General features: G+C 62.9%; 16 protein-coding genes. 2 read left to right on the top strand and 14 right to left on the bottom strand.

The features are described 5' to 3' along the window. Positions 1 to 133: 133 nt before the first annotated feature. Genes MWL89_RS06120 through MWL89_RS06110 form a run of 3 tightly spaced genes read right to left on the bottom strand, consistent with a single transcriptional unit; the run spans position 134 to position 1,549 of the window. On the bottom strand, positions 134 to 589 hold the full coding sequence (locus MWL89_RS06120) for a DUF4624 family lipoprotein (protein WP_244412170.1): 456 nt from the start codon (positions 587 to 589) through the stop codon (positions 134 to 136). Between the two features lie 60 nt (positions 590 to 649). Beyond that, on the bottom strand, positions 650 to 1,087 hold the full coding sequence (locus MWL89_RS06115) for a hypothetical protein (protein WP_244412168.1): 438 nt from the start codon (positions 1,085 to 1,087) through the stop codon (positions 650 to 652). A gap of 21 nt (positions 1,088 to 1,108) precedes the next feature. Further along, positions 1,109 to 1,549, bottom strand: a complete 441-nt coding sequence (locus tag MWL89_RS06110; RefSeq protein WP_244412166.1) for a LytTR family DNA-binding domain-containing protein — start codon at positions 1,547 to 1,549, stop codon at positions 1,109 to 1,111. A 208-nt stretch (positions 1,550 to 1,757) separates the two neighbouring features. On the opposite strand from MWL89_RS06110, the gene MWL89_RS06105 reads away from it, so the two are divergent. Then, on the top strand, positions 1,758 to 3,374 hold the full coding sequence (locus MWL89_RS06105; RefSeq protein WP_244412164.1) for a putative DNA modification/repair radical SAM protein: 1,617 nt from the start codon (positions 1,758 to 1,760) through the stop codon (positions 3,372 to 3,374). Beyond that, positions 3,371 to 4,222, top strand: a complete 852-nt coding sequence (locus tag MWL89_RS06100; protein WP_244412162.1) for a TIGR03915 family putative DNA repair protein — start codon at positions 3,371 to 3,373, stop codon at positions 4,220 to 4,222. The genes MWL89_RS06105 and MWL89_RS06100 overlap by 4 nt, the downstream gene beginning before the upstream one ends. Positions 4,223 to 4,226: 4 nt before the next feature. On the opposite strand, the gene MWL89_RS06095 is transcribed toward MWL89_RS06100, so the two are convergent. The 11 genes from MWL89_RS06095 to mdh all read right to left on the bottom strand — a co-directional run bounded on the left by MWL89_RS06095 (position 4,227) and on the right by mdh (position 15,534). Continuing rightward, entirely contained in the window at positions 4,227 to 5,393 is a 1,167-nt protein-coding gene (locus tag MWL89_RS06095) for a radical SAM protein (protein ID WP_341801949.1), read from the bottom strand. Next, complete coding sequence (locus MWL89_RS06090) at positions 5,314 to 6,276, bottom strand: NAD(P)-binding domain-containing protein (protein WP_244412161.1); 963 nt, start codon at positions 6,274 to 6,276, stop codon at positions 5,314 to 5,316. The genes MWL89_RS06095 and MWL89_RS06090 overlap by 80 nt, the downstream gene beginning before the upstream one ends. Before the next feature lie 37 nt (positions 6,277 to 6,313). Next, positions 6,314 to 7,240: a DegV family protein gene (locus MWL89_RS06085; protein WP_244412587.1), complete on the bottom strand. Its 927-nt coding sequence runs from the start codon at positions 7,238 to 7,240 to the stop codon at positions 6,314 to 6,316. 18 nt (positions 7,241 to 7,258) lie between these two features. Then, the gene (locus MWL89_RS06080) at positions 7,259 to 8,158 is read right to left on the bottom strand and encodes a DegV family protein (protein ID WP_244412159.1); all 900 of its coding nucleotides are present in this window, start codon (positions 8,156 to 8,158) and stop codon (positions 7,259 to 7,261) included. Positions 8,159 to 8,242: 84 nt separating this feature from the next. Beyond that, entirely contained in the window at positions 8,243 to 9,712 is a 1,470-nt protein-coding gene (locus MWL89_RS06075) for a nicotinate phosphoribosyltransferase (protein ID WP_244412158.1), read from the bottom strand. Further along, a complete protein-coding gene (locus MWL89_RS06070; protein WP_244412157.1) occupies positions 9,705 to 11,174 on the bottom strand; it encodes a regulatory iron-sulfur-containing complex subunit RicT in 1,470 nt (489 codons plus the stop codon). Before MWL89_RS06070 ends, MWL89_RS06075 begins: the two co-directional genes overlap by 8 nt. After that, positions 11,140 to 12,282, bottom strand: a complete 1,143-nt coding sequence (locus tag MWL89_RS06065) for a DNA polymerase III subunit (protein ID WP_244412155.1) — start codon at positions 12,280 to 12,282, stop codon at positions 11,140 to 11,142. Before MWL89_RS06065 ends, MWL89_RS06070 begins: the two co-directional genes overlap by 35 nt. Positions 12,283 to 12,288: 6 nt before the next feature. Then, the gene (gene tmk / locus MWL89_RS06060; protein ID WP_244412153.1) at positions 12,289 to 13,068 is read right to left on the bottom strand and encodes a dTMP kinase; all 780 of its coding nucleotides are present in this window, start codon (positions 13,066 to 13,068) and stop codon (positions 12,289 to 12,291) included. Between the two features lie 27 nt (positions 13,069 to 13,095). Continuing rightward, positions 13,096 to 13,626 (bottom strand): fumarate hydratase C-terminal domain-containing protein, encoded by a 531-nt coding sequence (locus MWL89_RS06055; RefSeq protein ID WP_244412151.1) that lies wholly within the window; start codon positions 13,624 to 13,626, stop codon positions 13,096 to 13,098. 125 nt (positions 13,627 to 13,751) lie between these two features. Further along, positions 13,752 to 14,600, bottom strand: coding sequence for a fumarate hydratase (locus tag MWL89_RS06050; protein WP_244412150.1), 849 nt, complete (start codon positions 14,598 to 14,600; stop codon positions 13,752 to 13,754). A gap of 10 nt (positions 14,601 to 14,610) precedes the next feature. Continuing rightward, positions 14,611 to 15,534, bottom strand: coding sequence for a malate dehydrogenase (mdh, locus tag MWL89_RS06045; RefSeq protein ID WP_244412148.1), 924 nt, complete (start codon positions 15,532 to 15,534; stop codon positions 14,611 to 14,613). Positions 15,535 to 15,544: the final 10 nt, after the last annotated feature.

The following is a 15,544-nucleotide window of genomic DNA, read 5'->3' as shown; positions in this document are numbered from 1 at the left end:
GATATCTCCCCTATATGTTCCGCCCATATGAATCAGGCGCTTCTCGATCCTGCAAACAAAGCACGCAGCCTCACGGCTTTGCCGAGCCGGGTGCCGGGCGAATCCAAGCTGCGCTCGCCCGACACGCACGGGATTATCGCAGAGGCTTCGCTCTCTCCCGAACGAAGGCGCCGTCGAAGGCGATCCCCAGCGTAGCATGGTGCATCTCTCTCCCGATAAGGCAGACGACGTATTCGTCTGCCGCCCTGAGGTCTTCAAGCGTCACGGAAAAGGTTTCCGATTCAACGTCGCCCCGCCAGGCGTTGCTCCATAGGACTTCGTTCGTCCTGTTGTTCTTTATCTCTAAAACCACGCTGCCGCCATTCGCCTCCAACGTACCTTCGGCGGTTAAGGCATCGAGATCTTCAGAGACGCAGAACAGTTTTTCGTTAACGAAGGGATCGGCCTCGTCATAGTCCCGATCCAATTCCAGGGTGATGGTCTTTTCGTTTCCACCATTCGCATCGGGAGCATGGGGGCCCGCATCCGAGCATGCCGTCAGACAAGCTATGCTCATCAACACGCTGCAAAGAACTGCCATCTTCCTCATGCAACCAACCCCGTCTAGTTCGATGCGCCGACGCGTCTTTCTCGCCTAAGGCAGGCAAGCTCACCGCTTCTCATCCGCCGCCCGGCGCCGGTAGGCCTCGAGCGCCTCTTGGTAGCCCCCCGCGACTCTCTTGAAGTGGACAGTATAGCCTATCGATATCACCGCGAACAGGACGAGGAAGATGGCGAAAAACGATACCGCGTACTCGATATCCCGGGGAAACCAACCCGCGAACCACCCGCACAGATAGATCGCCGGTGCTGCAGTCAGGGCGAATCCCGCCAGCCGCACCGCATACCGCATCCGCTTGAGGATAAGGCCGCTGAACCAGAACCCCTGCAACAACGCTGCAGCGAACGCTGCAACCAGCATGCCGACGCTCATGTCGAGGCCTCCGCTCGGACCTGCGAACGCATAGGCGAACGGCAGGCTTGCAACCATGATCGCCGTGAACACCACGCAGGCGGTAACGACGACCCTCCCGAAAAACCGTTTCATTGCATTGCTCCTTTCACGCGGCTAGAATGCGCCGATCTTCCGCTTGATGGCACCCGAGTACTGGCGCGATACGATCACCGCTTCGCCGTTGTCCAGCACAAGCTGCAACCTCGCATTGAAGTCGGGCTTTATCGCGCGCACCTTCGAGAAGTTCACGATCGTCTGCTTGGAAATGCGCACGAAATCGAGCGCAGAAAGCCCGTCCTCGATCTCGTAGAGGCGCAGAGCCGTTTCGTACACGCCCTCGGCGGTATAGACGAACACCCGACGATCGACCGCTTCGGCGTAGAGGACCTGCGTCGCGTCGAGCAGATGGGTGCTTCCGTCGCGTTTTCCCACGAGCCGCCTGTCGAACGCCTCGAGGTTCGCGACGATGCGCCCGACGCGCTCGTCCACGCGCGGGCAGCGGATGTCGACATGGATGTCATCGAGTTCCCGCTCTTCGTTTATGGATACCTGCACGGTTTCCGCCTTTCGATCCGATCGCATGCGCCGTTCGAGCTCCGAGCGGCACAATCCAGTATCGCGGCCGACGCCGTACCGGGCAAGCGGATCTGCGCATCCTGCACGAAGACGCGCGCAAGTTGCATGAAAGCAGGCCGGGAAACCTTGACAACGAACATTCGTTTGCATACCATAACACGAACAAACATTCGTTTCAGGGAGCCGCATGGACATCGCAGACAAACTGGAGATCCTCGCCGATGCGGCGAAGTACGACGTCGCCTGCACTTCCTCGGGCATCGACCGCGATGCGCAGAGGGGCAAGCTCGGCAACACGCTGGCGGCGGGCATCTGCCACAGCTTCTCCGCCGACGGGCGCTGCATCACGCTTCTGAAGGTGCTCATGACCAACGTCTGCGTGTTCGATTGCGCCTACTGCGTGAACCGCTGTTCCAACGAAGTGGCCCGCGCCGCATTCAAGCCTCGCGAGCTGGCCGACCTCACGATAGGCTTCTACCGCCGCAACTACATCGAGGGCCTGTTCTTGAGTTCGGGTGTCATCAGAAGCCCCGATTACACGACCGAGCTCATGATCCAAACGCTTGAGATCCTGCGCTTCGAACACGGCTTTCGCGGCTACATCCACGCGAAGGCCGTGCCCGGCACCTCGCCCGAACTGGTCGACCAGCTGGGGCACCTCGCCGATCGCATGAGCGTCAACATGGAGTTGCCCTCAAGTCAGAGCCTGCAGCTTCTGGCCCCCGAGAAGAACAAGCAGAACATACTCGCCCCCATGAGGCAGATCAAGGAGAACATCGCCGAGGACAAGGATACGCGCGCCATCATGCGCAAATGCACCACCTATATGGCCGAGTGCAAGCCGAAGAAGAAGACCCGCGCGTTCGTGCCCGCCGGCCAGAGCACCCAGATGATCATCGGCGCCACCCCCGAAAGCGATTTCCACATCCTCAACCTTTCGGCATCGCTGTACCGCACGCTCTCGCTCAAGCGCGTGTTCTTCAGCGCGTACCTGCCTGTGAACGAAGACGCCCGCCTGCCCGCCAACGATGCGATCGAGCTCAACCGCGAGCATCGGCTCTACCAGGCCGATTGGCTTCTGCGCTTCTACCAGTTCGACGTGAACGAGATCATCGACGAAAAGCATCCGTTTCTTGATCCGCTGCTCGACCCCAAAGCGAACTGGGCTATCAACAACCTCGACAGCTTCCCCATCGAGGTGAACACCGCCCCCTTCGAGATGCTTCTGCGCGTTCCGGGCATCGGCGTGCGGGGTGCAAAGTCGATCGTTCGGGCCCGCAAGCGCTCGACTTTGCGCGAGCCCGAACTCCGCAAGCTCGGCATCGCCTACAAGCGGGCGCGCTACTTCATCACCTGCAACGGCAGCTACGCAGGCACCGGCGCCGATTTTTCGCGCGAGGGGCTGCGTGCGCAGTTGGCCGCACCCATCCAAGGGGGGCGTCACGGTCGCCGCGCCGACAAGGCGATCCCCGGACAGCTGAGCCTGTTCGAACAGGTCGACACGACGAAGCCGAAGATCATGCGACCGGGCGAGTGCCAAAGGTTCGCAGCGTCGACGGACGCGGCGAGCCTCGCCGACGCCCCGATGTCCGCAGCAAGCCCTGCAGAAGCACGGGCGCTCCCGCAGGCTTCGGCAGACCCCCTCGCCACCTCGATCCCGGAATGGTTCGCTCCGGCGGTATCGCGCCAGCCGAAGCCGGACGCATCGCCCTCCCGTATCGCCTCGCCTCGGTGGGATTCCGGCAGCATCGCCACGCAGGGTTTCGCCGGCCGCGAGCGCGCCGTCGCGAGCGTGCGCGCATGACCGATATCGCCTACACCTACGACGGGTCGCTCGAAGGCCTTTTGAGCGCCATCTTCACCGCATACGCAAGCAAGGAAGACCCGAGCGATATCGCCCGTGCCGAAAACCTCCAACCACGGCTCGGCCAAGAGGTGCGCGACGTGGAGACGAGCATGGAGCTCGCCCTGCGCGTGCAGAAGGGCATCTGCCGAACCTGCGGACCCATCGCGTTCGATGCCGTGAAGAGCACCTCGCTTTCCGACGATCCCGCTACGGGAAGCATCGTCTACCGCTTCGTACGCTACGCCATGGCCAAGCACAAGCCGCACGACTGCGCGGGATGCACACGGAGGATGCGCTGCGGGGGACTGTGCACGCGCGGGCAGAAGAACAGCGCCTTGAACGACATCGCCCATCCGTCGGTCGCGCCGTTTCACGAGCTCAACCGCACGGTCTACAACGAGCGGCACCGCATGATGCAGTTCTTGCGCTTCGAGCATATGGAAGGCGACGTATGGTTCGCGCAGTGCAACCCCCTGGCCTCGGTCGTGCCGCTTCTCATGGATTGGTTCGCAGGCAGGTTCAACACCCAGGCGTTCATGATCTACGACGAGGTGCACCGCATCGCGGGCGTCTACGAGGGAAAGGATTGGTACCTCGTCAAAACCGACGAGCTCGTGCTGCCCGAGCGCTCCGCCGAGGAACGCGCAATGCAGGCGGCCTGGAAGCGCTTCTACGACACCGTCGCCGTCGAAGCGCGCTACAACCCCGAGCTGCGCCGCCAGTTCATGCCCAAGCGCTTCTGGAGGAACATCACCGAGATGAAGGAAACGCTGCCGGGAAGGGAAATCGCGGGATCGCGGCGCTAGGGCCCTACACCCCGCTCCCGTCGAAAGCGGGAACGAAGCTCTCGAGGGCGGCTTCGCCTTCCTGCCAGAAATACTCCTCGATGCCGAGCTCGTCGGCGAAGTCGAGCAGCGCCTCGTAATCGGCATCGCCCACCCGCTCGTTCAACTCGGGATGATCGGGAAACGTGCGCAGGGGCGTATATTGGTTCATGAGGCTGAGTGCGATCGATGCGCCGTAGCGCTCGGCAAGAAACGCCACGAGATGCCGCGAATCGTCAAGAAGGCCGGGCAGCATCATGTGCCGCACCACCACCCCGCTCGCCAGAACGGGGCCGTCCTCCCCCGCAACCTCGCGGTATTCTGGCGCCCCCGCCTGCGCGACCATTTCGTCGAGGGCGGAAGCGGCGACATCGCGGTATTCGGGCGCATGGGAATAGGCGCGGGCCGCCCCGCTCGACCAGTACTTGAAATCGGTCAGATAGACGTCGACGTAACCGGCAAGCGACCGCACGGCGGCCACCGTTTCGTAGCCCGAGGTATTGTATACGATCGGAAGCGCGAGCCCCCGCTCGCGCGCCGCATCGATGGCGTGTTTGATCTGGGGAAGGTAGTGGGTCGGCGTAACCAGGTTGATGTTGAGCGCACCTTCGTCCTGAAGCTCGAGGAATATCCCGGCAAGCCGCTCGGCCGTGATGCGCTTGCCGGCCCTCCCAGCAGCGATCTCGTGATTTTGACAGTACACGCATCGAAGCGGGCAATGACTGAAGAACACGGTTCCGCTTCCCGCGTTTCCGCTGATCGGCGGCTCCTCCCAGAAATGGAGCGCCGCGCGCGCGACGACGAGGCCGTCCTCCGCCCCGCAGATCCCGCGCTCCCCCGAAGACCGCCGCGCTCCGCATGCGCGGGGACAGAGCATACAGCGCTCGGGAGCGCTCGGGGACGGATCGAACCCGTTATCGGCTTGACGGGCGATCGCCGACGAATCGAATTCGCCGTCGGCTTGACGGGCGATCGCCGGCGGTTCGGGGATGCGCGAGGAACCCGCGAGAAGACGATCGCCGCCGAATTCGTTGATATCGCCGTTTTCGGGCAAGGCTGCCGTACGCCGCAAGCTAGTTGGCCGAATACCCGCCGAAGCCGCCGGGATACTCGTCGTGATGATGGTGCTCTCCGCCGCAATCGCACTCGTCATCGTCTTCCATGTCGCCGTACGCCTGCTCGGCTCGCGTCCAGTCGAGGCCCTGCGCTGCGCAGGCCGCTTCCTCGCCGTACACGAGGCTGAGCGTCGAAACCGCCATATCGGTACCGCCGATGACCGCCAACAGCTCGAGCAGGTGCAAGCCGGCTTCGGCTCCCGGCAGGATAAGATCGATATCGTCGGCAGCCATGAGCGCGGCGGAAAGCTCCGCCATGCAGATGCGCACCGAATATTCGCCCATGAAGCGCTTCTCGACTACGGCGCCGTAGAGCCGCGCCGCCGCCTCGGTGATGAATCCCTGCTCTCGGGCGAAACGGAATGCGCCCGAGCTCTGCGCGCCCGAGGCGCGGCACAGCGCATCGGCCTCCATGACCGAAACGAGCTGGGATGCGGTATTGAGCGTGAGCGTCGCGCGGGCTAGCTGCGCCGACCCGGGCGTACCGGTCGGCTCGACCGTGCCGGCAAGCGCCTTGAGCATCGGTGTGATTTCGGCGATCTCCGCTTCGTCTTCGGATGCGACGAAGCAGATGAGGTTCGCGGCGTCGGAGTAGGCACGCTCGATAGTCGCATCGCGCACGGCGAGCGGCGCTTCGATGGCATGCAGTTCGCTCACGATGGCAACGGCGTTGAGCTCACGCGCGAAACCGGGCGTCGAGGGGCTCAAATCGACGAGCCAGGCCCCTTTCCCCGCGATCTGCACAAGTCCTTCGGAATCGAAGTACACGTCCTCGAGATCGGTCTGCGAAGCGCAGAACGTGAAAACCACGTCGGCGGAGGCGACATCGCAAGCGGCCTCGTATCCGGCTTTCACCAAGTTGTCGGCCAACACGGCCCCGATAGCGGTATCGCCCGCGAACACAAACGTCTTGCCCATCATCGCACCCCTTACATCGCTTCGACCCGATAGCCGAGCGTTAGTTTCCCTTAACCCTACGCGCGATCTTATCGGCAACCGACATTTCCTCGCGTTGATCGTATCCCCAGAATACCACGGCGATCATCCCCGGGCCGACATGACTGCCGATAACGGGGCCGATAAAGCTTTCCAGAAACAGGATGCTGTCGTCAACTTTGGATAGCATGTCTTTGAGCCGCTCGGCATCTTTTGGGCAGTCCGAATGCGCTATGACCACGCATTGGCCGGGGCTTTTCGATGCTACGCGCTTCTCATAGTAATCGACGAGCTGCTTGATGCCCTTCTTGCGCCCACGGGCGACGCCCGACAGGGTCAACTTGCCTTCGCAGTCGATGGTCAACAGCGGTTTCACGTCGAGCTTCGAGCCTGCATAGGCTACCGAACCCGGTATGCGCCCGCCGCGTCTGAGCGATTCGAGATCGTCGACCATGAACTCGGCATCCACGTAGTTCAAAGCCTCTTCGGCCCACTGGGCGAGCTCCTTGGCCGTCAGCCCCTTGTCGCGCTGCCGTATGGCTTCGTAGACGAGCAGACCCTCGGCAACCGAAGCGAGCCTCGTATCGACGATGTAGAGCTCGGCATCGGGATTTTCGGCCTTTACCTGATCCATCACCATAGCGGCAACGTCGAAGCTGCCCGAAAGACCGCTCGAGAAGCTCAAAAACACAGTCGGGATACCGCTTTCGACGGCGCGCCCGAACGCCTTCTGCAGCGTCGCCACGGATATCTGGGCAGTCGAGGGGGTTTCCCCGTCCCTCATCGCCTGGAAGAAATCGTGTGCGCTCGTGGTCTGGTACAGGTCGTCGGCATGCTCCCCGTCGCTCATGATGTAGGGAAACTCGATGAGGTCGATGCCTTCGCGGTTCACCACCTCGAAGGGAAGATCGCAGCATGAATCGATGATCAGATTGCACTGGTGCTGCATGCTACACATCGCATTCTCCTATTGTACGCACAGCGACTGGACGGAACCGTTGATTTTATTCTGCAAAGCCTGCTTGCATTCGTAGGCGATGCCTACGGCAGGACCCACATGCAATCCGATGACGGGACTCACGGGAAGCACGCGCACCGACGAGCCGACGAGCGGCTCGATAACGTTTTTCGCCCACTCCAAGGCAGGCGTTTTGTCGCCGATGTAGTGGACGACCACGTTCTTGAGCCCGTGCGCCTCGACATCGTCGAGAAACGTCTGGACGATCTTCTCGAGCGCCTTCTTACGCGTGCGCACCTTCGCGAACGTCGTGGCGCTCCCGTCGCGCACGGTAAGCACCGGCGAGAGCTGGATGAGGTTGCCGAGCAAAGCCGCCGCACCGCCGATGCGACCGCCCTTCTGCAAGAACGTAAGCGTTTCGGGAGTGAAGAGGAAGCGGCTCGCCTGCATCGATGAGAGCGCCGAAGCGGTGCACGCATCGAGATCCCCTCCCGCCGCCGCAGCGTCCGCTGCGGCGAGAACCGCCCAGCCTTCGTCGAAGCCGCACGAGGTGGAGTCCACGATGCGATAGGTGAAATCGATATTGCGCGCTTTGACGGCACGGGCGGCGCGCAGAGCGCCGTCGAACGTACCCGAAAGATGCGACGAGATGAAGATGCCCAAGACTTCGTCGCCCGCCGAAGCGGCGCGCTCGAACACCTCTTCGAGCGTGTGCTGCGAAGGCTGGCTCGAAGTGGGAATGCTGTCGATCATATCGTAGATGTCGGCGTAGAACTCGTCGAGGTCCATCGCGGCATCGGCGTACTCGACGCCGTCCCTGTTGACGTAGAGCGTCACAACCTCGACCGGCTTGCCAGCAAGCATGTCAGAGGGTATCGATGCTACCGAGTCGGTGATGATCTTGATCATGGTATCCTCTCGTCTTCGTCTGCAACCGCCCATCGAACCTCGGACCGGGGTCCGAGGTTCGATGCGCAAGCGCTTCCCCTAAAACTACTCAAAGCCCCGCAATTGCACAACCAGATTGTTTCGACGCTCAAAAAGACCACATTCCAGACCGACGGGGTAAGAATGCGGGTTGAGCATGCGCTTCTGACTCTCATCGAGCGTGGCCACTTGGGCGAACGCGCGCTCGCGAGCGCTCATGGCATCGCGGTCGCCCGCCTCGAGCACGGCCTTCCCCGAGCGCGCGAGAGGCGCAAGCAGCGTTTCAAAGCGCTTGCCCGAAAGAACCTTGCGTCGCAGGCTATCGGAGGGGTCGACGATGAGCTCCCGTTCGGAAACGCCATGGTTCGCGTCGAATACCATATCGCCCGCAAGGCGCCCGTCTTCATGGTAGTAGCGCCGTACGTCGAGTACGCCGGGAACGGTGAGCTTGGCCGCCTGTTCGGTGATCTTGATGCGATCGCGCCATACGGCCTCGCCTGCGTTCTTCGTAGCAGACAGCTTGTACACGCCCCCGAGCGTCGGTTGATCGTAGGCGGTCGCCAACTTGGTGCCCACGCCGTACGACGTAACACTCGCACCCTGGTCGCGCAGCGATTGGATCGTGTACTCGTCGAGATCGTTGGAAAGCACGATGCCGCAGTCGGACAGGCCCGCTTCGTCGAGGCGGGCGCGCGCCATCTTGGAAAGCCACGCAAGGTCGCCCGAATCGATGCGGATGCCGGCGAGCCTATCGCCTCGCTCCCGCATCTCGAGACCCACCGTTACGGCGTTTTCGATCCCTTGCTTCACATCGTAGGTATCCACGAGCAGCACGCAGTTCTCGGGCATCGCTTTCGCATAGGCTCGAAACGCCTCGAGCTCGGACGAGAACGACATGACCCACGAATGGGCGTGCGTACCCGAAACGGGGATGCCGTAGAGCTTGCCCGCAAGCACGTTGCTCGTCGAAGCGCAGCCGCCCACAACGGCAGCCCTGCTCGCCCAAAGGCCGCCGCCCGCACCTTGGGCGCGGCGCAGCCCGAACTCCGCCACCGGCGCATCGCCCGCCGCAAGGCAGACGCGAGCCGCTTTCGTTGCGATAAGCGTTTGGAAGTTCACGCAATTCAGCAGGGCCGTCTCGAGCAACTGGCAATGCATGATGGGACCCATGACGCGCACGAGCGGCTCGCCTGCGAACACGACCGTGCCCTCGTGCACCGCATCGATGTCCACATCGAGCTCGAGCGCGCGCACGTACTCGAGAAACGCGGGGTCGAAGAGCATCCCGGTGCCCGGAGCCGGCAGCGATGCGAGGTATTCGATATCGTCATCCGAAAACGAGAACGTCTCCACCATTTCGGCGAGCTGAGCCATACCGCACGCTATCGCGAACCCGCCCTTGAACGGGTTTTCGCGGAAGTACATATGGAAGCAGGCCATGTCGTCGGTTTTGCCGGACTCCCAGTAGCCCTGCGCCATCGTCAGCTGATAGAGGTCGGTCAGAAGCGCGTATTCGTAGGATTCGCCGCTATTCATTGCCGCCTCCCGCAGGGTTTCCTCCTTCGCCGCTTCCGGCCTTGTGGCTGCGCCGCCTCGTCTTGCGATGGGCTCCTTCGCCCCCGTCCGACTGAGTGCGCTGTTGCTGCTTGGGCGCATTCTTGGCCTGCGCGCCTTCGGCGTTGCGCAGGCCCGAGGACTTCTGCCCGGGACGGGGACCCTGACCCTGGCGCTGACCCTGCTTGTTCGCTTGGCGCTGGCCTTGCTTCTTGGGTTGCTGCCCCTTGTTCTGGCTTTGCCCTTGGCTCTGGTTCTGATTTTGGTTCTGGCTCTGGTTCTGTCCGCGCCCCTGGCCCTGCTTCTTTCTCTGACCCGAACGCTTCTTCTGCTGTCCCGATCCGCCCTGCTTCTTGGCTTCGCCCGCCGAAGATTCGCCATCGGCGCCCACCGTCGTCGAACGTCTGCGGCGCGGCTTGCGCGTTTCGGGTGCCGGCTCGGAACCCTTGCGTTGCTTCGATGCGCCCGAGCGGCTCTTGGAACCCTTCGACGATTTGCGCGCCTTCGCATCGCCGAGCTTGTCCTCGCCCGTGAAGTGCGGCGTGATGAGCAGCGAATCGGTAAGCGCATCGAGCACCGTGCGGTTCGCGTACGCGTCGAATACGTCGGCGCTCACCGAGTTGGGCCTCGTAGCGCCGTCGATCGTATCCATCTCGGCAAGCGGGATCTTGACGGTTTTACCCTCCTGGGTACGCAGGCTCACAAGTTCCTTGGGCATATCGAGCTCGACGACCTTCGCCGGCCCCTCGGGTGTTTCGATCATCGCGTTCTGTTTGGGAGCGCGCGACTTGAACTCCTTGTACGCATCGAACTCGTAGCGCAAACAGCACATGAGGCGGCCGCATACGCCGGATATCTTCTGGGGGTTCAGCGAGAGGTCCTGCTCCTTGGCCATGCGGATCGAGACGGGGCAGAACTCGCCGCCGAGCCGCTTGCAGCACAGCTCCTGGCCGCAATGGCCCAAGCCGCCCACCATGCGGGCTTCGTCGCGCACGCCGATCTGGCGCATGTCGACGCGCACATGAAAATGCGAGGCGAGCTTGCGCACGAGGTCGCGGAAGTCCACGCGTTCTTCGGCTTCGAAATAAAATACGGCCTTATCGCCGTCGAGCAGGTACTCGACCGACACCGGATGCATGTCCTCGCTCGCCTCGGCGGCCATCTCCTTGAACACGGGCAGGGCCTCGTCGGATTTCCGCTGCATCTCAGCGGCCTTCGACTCGTCTTCGGGGCTTGCGATTCTCACCACGGGCTTGAGCTCGCTTTTGAGCTTCTTGATATCGGCTTCGTCGACTTCGATGATGTCGTCGGCGGCATGGCCGAATTCGGTGCCGCGAGCCGTTTTCACAACGACCGGGTCGCCTTTGCCGATCTCGAGGTTCTGCGGATCGAACCACAGGGTCCTCGGATTATACTGCAGCTTTATGGGTGCTACCCGTACCATAGAGGGTACTCCTTATCTCGAACAGCAACGCATCGAGGCATGTTTCAGGTGATACATTATACGTCAACGCCCTGTCGGCTTCGACGCAGGCCGCAAGCGCCGCCGCAGCACGAGCCTCGTCGGTCCTCGCAGCGGCCTCTTCGATGCTTGCCCGCACGTCGGCGTTGATGACAAGTTCGGGCACGCCCGCGCATACCGCCAGCACATCGCGGAGCCACGAGCGTATGATGGCGGTCATCTGGCGGAGCGATTCGAAGCTCTTCGCGGTGAGGGCCCGCTTGTTGCGCGCTTCGATCTGCCGGATCGCCGATTTCGCAAGGAAGTCGGCGGATTCGGCGAGCTCCTCCTCCTGAGAGGCGCGCACCACGTCGAGCGGCGCCTTCGCACGGACCACAAGATCCTCGGCGTAGGTGAGAACGTCCCAATCGTCGGCAAGCGCAAGCGACGAGAGGACCTCGAGGATGCGGGACCGAAACGTCATGCGCTCGTTCGATTTCAGAAACTCGATCGCCTTGGTGATCGAGCCGTCGCAGGCCTGTATCGCGATCTCGGCGGCCATCTTCGTGGCCCCGGTGTTCTGCACGAGGATGCCCGCAGCCTCCGTTGCCGGAATGTGGCGAAACGGCACGACCTGGCAGCGCGACACGATGGTCGGAAGCACGCTTTCGCGCGTGCGGCCCAAGAGGATGAGCACCACGTCGTCGGGAGGCTCTTCGAGCGTTTTGAGGAACGCGTTGGCCGAGGAGGATCCCAGAAGATCGACGCGGTCGAGAATGTAGACCTTCTTGTGCGCGCGGATCGGCGCGAGCGACGTATCGGCCACGATGTCGCGAATCTGATCGACCAGGTAGCCGCCCGCACCTTCGGGGGCGAAGTAGCGCACGTCGGGGTGCTTCTTGCGCATGACCCGCTGGCAGCAGTCGCATTCGCCGCACCCCGTTTGGCTGCAGAGTATCGATTGGGCGAACGCATAGGCCGCAAGCGTCTTGTTCGATCCGGCGGGACCGGTGAACAGGTAGGCATGGCTCACCTTGCCGCCCGCTATCGTGGCGCGCAGAAACTCGCGCACCTGGGGCTGGCCGAGTATGTTCTCGAACGCGTCAGCCATATCCGATCACCGCCCGCAGGTCCGCTCGGCTTCGCGAGCAGGGGACGCGGATGCTTTCTTATTGCCGTAATAGCCCTTGTCGATTTTGCTGAAGAACGCCGCATCGGCCACTGCGGGATCGGCCATCCATGCAAAGATGTCGGACAGCTCCGAGAACACCTTGCGTGCCGTATCCGACTTCCTGTCAGCCGAAACCACGATGCGGATGCGATCGGGTTCGGAGGCGGCTATCTCCATGAAGCCCGCGTTGACCTCGGAGTGGAACGCTCCGCCTTCGAGCTCGAGTCGATCGGCTGCGCTTTGGTGCGTAGCGCGCTCCAAGCCCTTCTCGGCAGAATCCCCCACGGTGAGCAGGATGGTACGATCGGGATGGACGCCCTGGCAGGCGAACTCGTTGGCCGATTCCACAAACGAACGGTCGAGCCCACGGCCGAACACCTGGTAGGCGATCGTCGAATCGTAGAACCGATCGCACAGCACCACGGCGCCCCGCGCAAGCGCAGGCGCGATCACCTCCGAGACGATCTGGGCGCGAGCGGCCTCGTAGATCAGCAGCTCCGCCTCGTCTGACAACGCGGCGTTTTCGGGGTCGAGCACGATGGAGCGAAGCTGCTCCCCGACCGCCGTGCCGCCGGGTTCGCGCAGGCACAGCACTTCGCGGCCATGCTCCTCGAGCGCCTCGGCCAGAAAGCGGATGTGCGTCGATTTACCGGCGCCCTCGCCTCCCTCGAACGTTATGAAGATGCCGGGGGCATGCGCCCCGTCCTGTTGTTTCCCTTGTTCCACGAATGCGTTCCTCTTGTAAACCGCTGATTACAGCGAATAGATGTCGTTGCCGTGAACGTCGATGCCCACGAATACGGGAAAGTCCCTCACCACGATGCGGCGAAGCGCCTCCGTTCCAAGTTCATCATAGCTTATGGTTTCCGAACTTTCCACGCAGCGCGCCAGAAACGCGGCAGCGCCGCCGCACGCCACAAAATAAACGGAACCGGTCTCTTTGCAGGCTTCATGTACCGCTGCCGAGCGCACGCCCTTGCCAACGGTTGCCACGATTCCCGCCCGATGCAGGTCGGGAGCTGCAAAGTCCATACGCGAAGCGGTTGTCGGCCCCACGGCACCGAACGGCCTGCCCGCAGCCGGCGGCGTGGGGCCCGCATAGAAGATCGTCTGGCCGGAAAGCCCGTAGGGAAGCGATCCCCGTTCCTCGAGTTCGGCGATAAGGCGGATGTGGCCGGCGTCGCGCAGCGTGTACATCGGGCCGGACAGCTTGCAGGCATCGCCCGCGTTCAAGCTTGCAGCGTCTTCGCGAGCAAGCGGCAGCGTCAGGTTCCTATAATTCATACGCACCTCCGCATAACGGGCTTTTGACGATATGCGCGCCGCCGCATGGCAGGTTCCTACAGATCAACGGTGCACCTCCGCATAACGGGCTTTTGACGATATGCGCGCCGCCGCATGGCAGGTTCCTACAGATCAACGGTGCACCTCCGCATAGCCGAGCATCCCATGTTGATCGCAAGGGGCAGCGCTGCAATGTGGCAGGGAGCCGTCTCCACGCGTACGGCGAGCGCCGTATGCGATCCGCCGAGCGCGCCGGCTCCGATGCCGGTCGCGTTGACGGCGGCAAGCAGCTCCCCTTCGAGAGCCCTCGTCTCCTCGTCGGGGGCGTCCGCATCGATCGGCCTCATGAGCGCGCGCTTCGCGAGCCCCGCCACCTTGTCGAACGTCGCGCCGATGCCGATACCGATAACGAGCGGCGGGCAGGCGTTGGCCGCCTTCTCCCGCACGCAGTCCACAAGCGCGTCGACGATGCCCGCCCTGCCCGCCCCGGGAACGAGCATGACCACACGGCTCGCGTTGTCCGAACCGCCGCCCTTGAGCATGATGTGCAGCCGTGCGACGCCGGGTTCGGAAACCGGATGGATATCGGTGAACGCCGGGGTGTTGTCGCCCGAGTTCGTCCGATCGAAGATCGCGTTTCCGACAACCGACTTGCGAAGCAGGGCCTCGTCGTAGGCACGGGCGACCGCATCGTCGACACCCGCGAGCACGTCGCCCGCGACGAGCACGTCGGGGCCGATCTCAAGGCTCGCCCACACCGTCCCGGTGTCCTGGCAAAGGGGCACCTGGTCGCGCTCTGCAATGCGGGCGTTCTCCACGAGCTGGTCGAGCACGATGCGCCCGCGCGGATCGCCTTCCGCCTCCCGCGCGGCCTTAAGACCGGCGAGCACATCGGGCGGCAGCACGCACGCAAGGCGCGGGATGGCCGCGTATACCGCATCGGCCACCTCGTGCGCTGTGATGGTTCTGGCCACGTGCCGCTCCCTATTCGGGCAGGTTCGCAAGGCCCGCGCGCACGCTCTCGGCCGAAGCTTGCAGGCTCGCGAGCTCGTCGTCGGTCAGATCGAACTCGACGATCTCCTCAACGCCGTTTTTGCCGAGGCGGGTCGGGATGTTCATGTAGAGATCCTCGATGCCGTACTCACCGTCGATGTAGGAGCACACGCTCATGACCTCTTTGCTGTCCGTCAGGATGGCTTCGACCATCTTGGCGATAGAGGCGCCGGGCGCATAGTAGGCCGAGCCGGTCTTGAGATGCGCCACAACCTCGGCACCGCCCTTGACCGTGCGCTCGACGACGGCTTCCACGTCGTCTTCGCTCATGAGTTCGGTGATGGGCGTGCCCTCGACCGTCGTGTAGCGCGGCCAGCACACCATGCCCTCGCCGTGCGCGCCGAGCGCCCAGGCGACCACGTCTTCAGGCATGCAGCCGAGCTTCTCGCACACGGCGAACGAAAGACGCGAGGAGTCGAGCACGCCGCCCATGCCCATGAGGCGATTTACGGGCAAGCCCGACTTCTTGTACGCAAGGTACGTCATCACGTCGAGCGGGTTCGTCACGCAGATGTAGACGGCATCGGGAGACGCCTCGAGCGCAGCGTCGATGACCGAGGACATGATGCCGGCGTTCACGCCGAGCAGATCCTCGCGCGTCATGCCGGGCTTGCGGGCGATGCCTGCGGTGATGACCACCACGTCGGAATCCTTCGTGGCCTCGTAGTCGTTCGTGCCGGTAACGGAAACCGTGAACTTCTCGACACTGCGCATATGCATCATGTCGAGCGCCTTACCCTGGGGCAGGCCCTCCGCGACGTCGACGAGCACGACGTCGGCAAGGTTCTTCGACGCGATGATGTGGGCCGCCGTCGCTCCGACGTTGCCTGCTCCGACAATGGTTACCTTGGGCATATTGTATCGC

It is taken from the genome of Raoultibacter timonensis (assembly GCF_022845715.1).
Taxonomy (GTDB): Bacteria; Actinomycetota; Coriobacteriia; order Coriobacteriales; family Eggerthellaceae; genus Raoultibacter; species Raoultibacter timonensis.
The sequence above is the reverse complement of the archived record's forward strand: the minus strand, read 5'-3'. Positions and strand labels throughout refer to the sequence as shown.

What these genes read in the sequence shown, in the direction of transcription:
- MWL89_RS06120 (WP_244412170.1), bottom strand. Translation starts at nt 589, where the DNA reads ATGAGGAAGATGGCAGTTCTTTGCAGCGTGTTGATGAGCATAGCTTGT.
- MWL89_RS06095 (WP_341801949.1), bottom strand. Translation starts at nt 5,393, where the DNA reads ATGACGAGTGCGATTGCGGCGGAGAGCACCATCATCACGACGAGTATC.
- MWL89_RS06115 (WP_244412168.1), bottom strand. Translation starts at nt 1,087, where the DNA reads ATGAAACGGTTTTTCGGGAGGGTCGTCGTTACCGCCTGCGTGGTGTTC.
- MWL89_RS06085 (WP_244412587.1), bottom strand. Translation starts at nt 7,240, where the DNA reads ATGCAGCACCAGTGCAATCTGATCATCGATTCATGCTGCGATCTTCCC.
- mdh (WP_244412148.1), bottom strand. Translation starts at nt 15,534, where the DNA reads ATGCCCAAGGTAACCATTGTCGGAGCAGGCAACGTCGGAGCGACGGCG.
- MWL89_RS06100 (WP_244412162.1), top strand. Translation starts at nt 3,371, where the DNA reads ATGACCGATATCGCCTACACCTACGACGGGTCGCTCGAAGGCCTTTTG.
- MWL89_RS06105 (WP_244412164.1), top strand. Translation starts at nt 1,758, where the DNA reads ATGGACATCGCAGACAAACTGGAGATCCTCGCCGATGCGGCGAAGTAC.
- MWL89_RS06090 (WP_244412161.1), bottom strand. Translation starts at nt 6,276, where the DNA reads ATGATGGGCAAGACGTTTGTGTTCGCGGGCGATACCGCTATCGGGGCC.
- MWL89_RS06080 (WP_244412159.1), bottom strand. Translation starts at nt 8,158, where the DNA reads ATGATCAAGATCATCACCGACTCGGTAGCATCGATACCCTCTGACATG.
- MWL89_RS06065 (WP_244412155.1), bottom strand. Translation starts at nt 12,282, where the DNA reads ATGGCTGACGCGTTCGAGAACATACTCGGCCAGCCCCAGGTGCGCGAG.
- MWL89_RS06055 (WP_244412151.1), bottom strand. Translation starts at nt 13,626, where the DNA reads ATGAATTATAGGAACCTGACGCTGCCGCTTGCTCGCGAAGACGCTGCA.
- MWL89_RS06075 (WP_244412158.1), bottom strand. Translation starts at nt 9,712, where the DNA reads ATGAATAGCGGCGAATCCTACGAATACGCGCTTCTGACCGACCTCTAT.
- MWL89_RS06070 (WP_244412157.1), bottom strand. Translation starts at nt 11,174, where the DNA reads ATGGTACGGGTAGCACCCATAAAGCTGCAGTATAATCCGAGGACCCTG.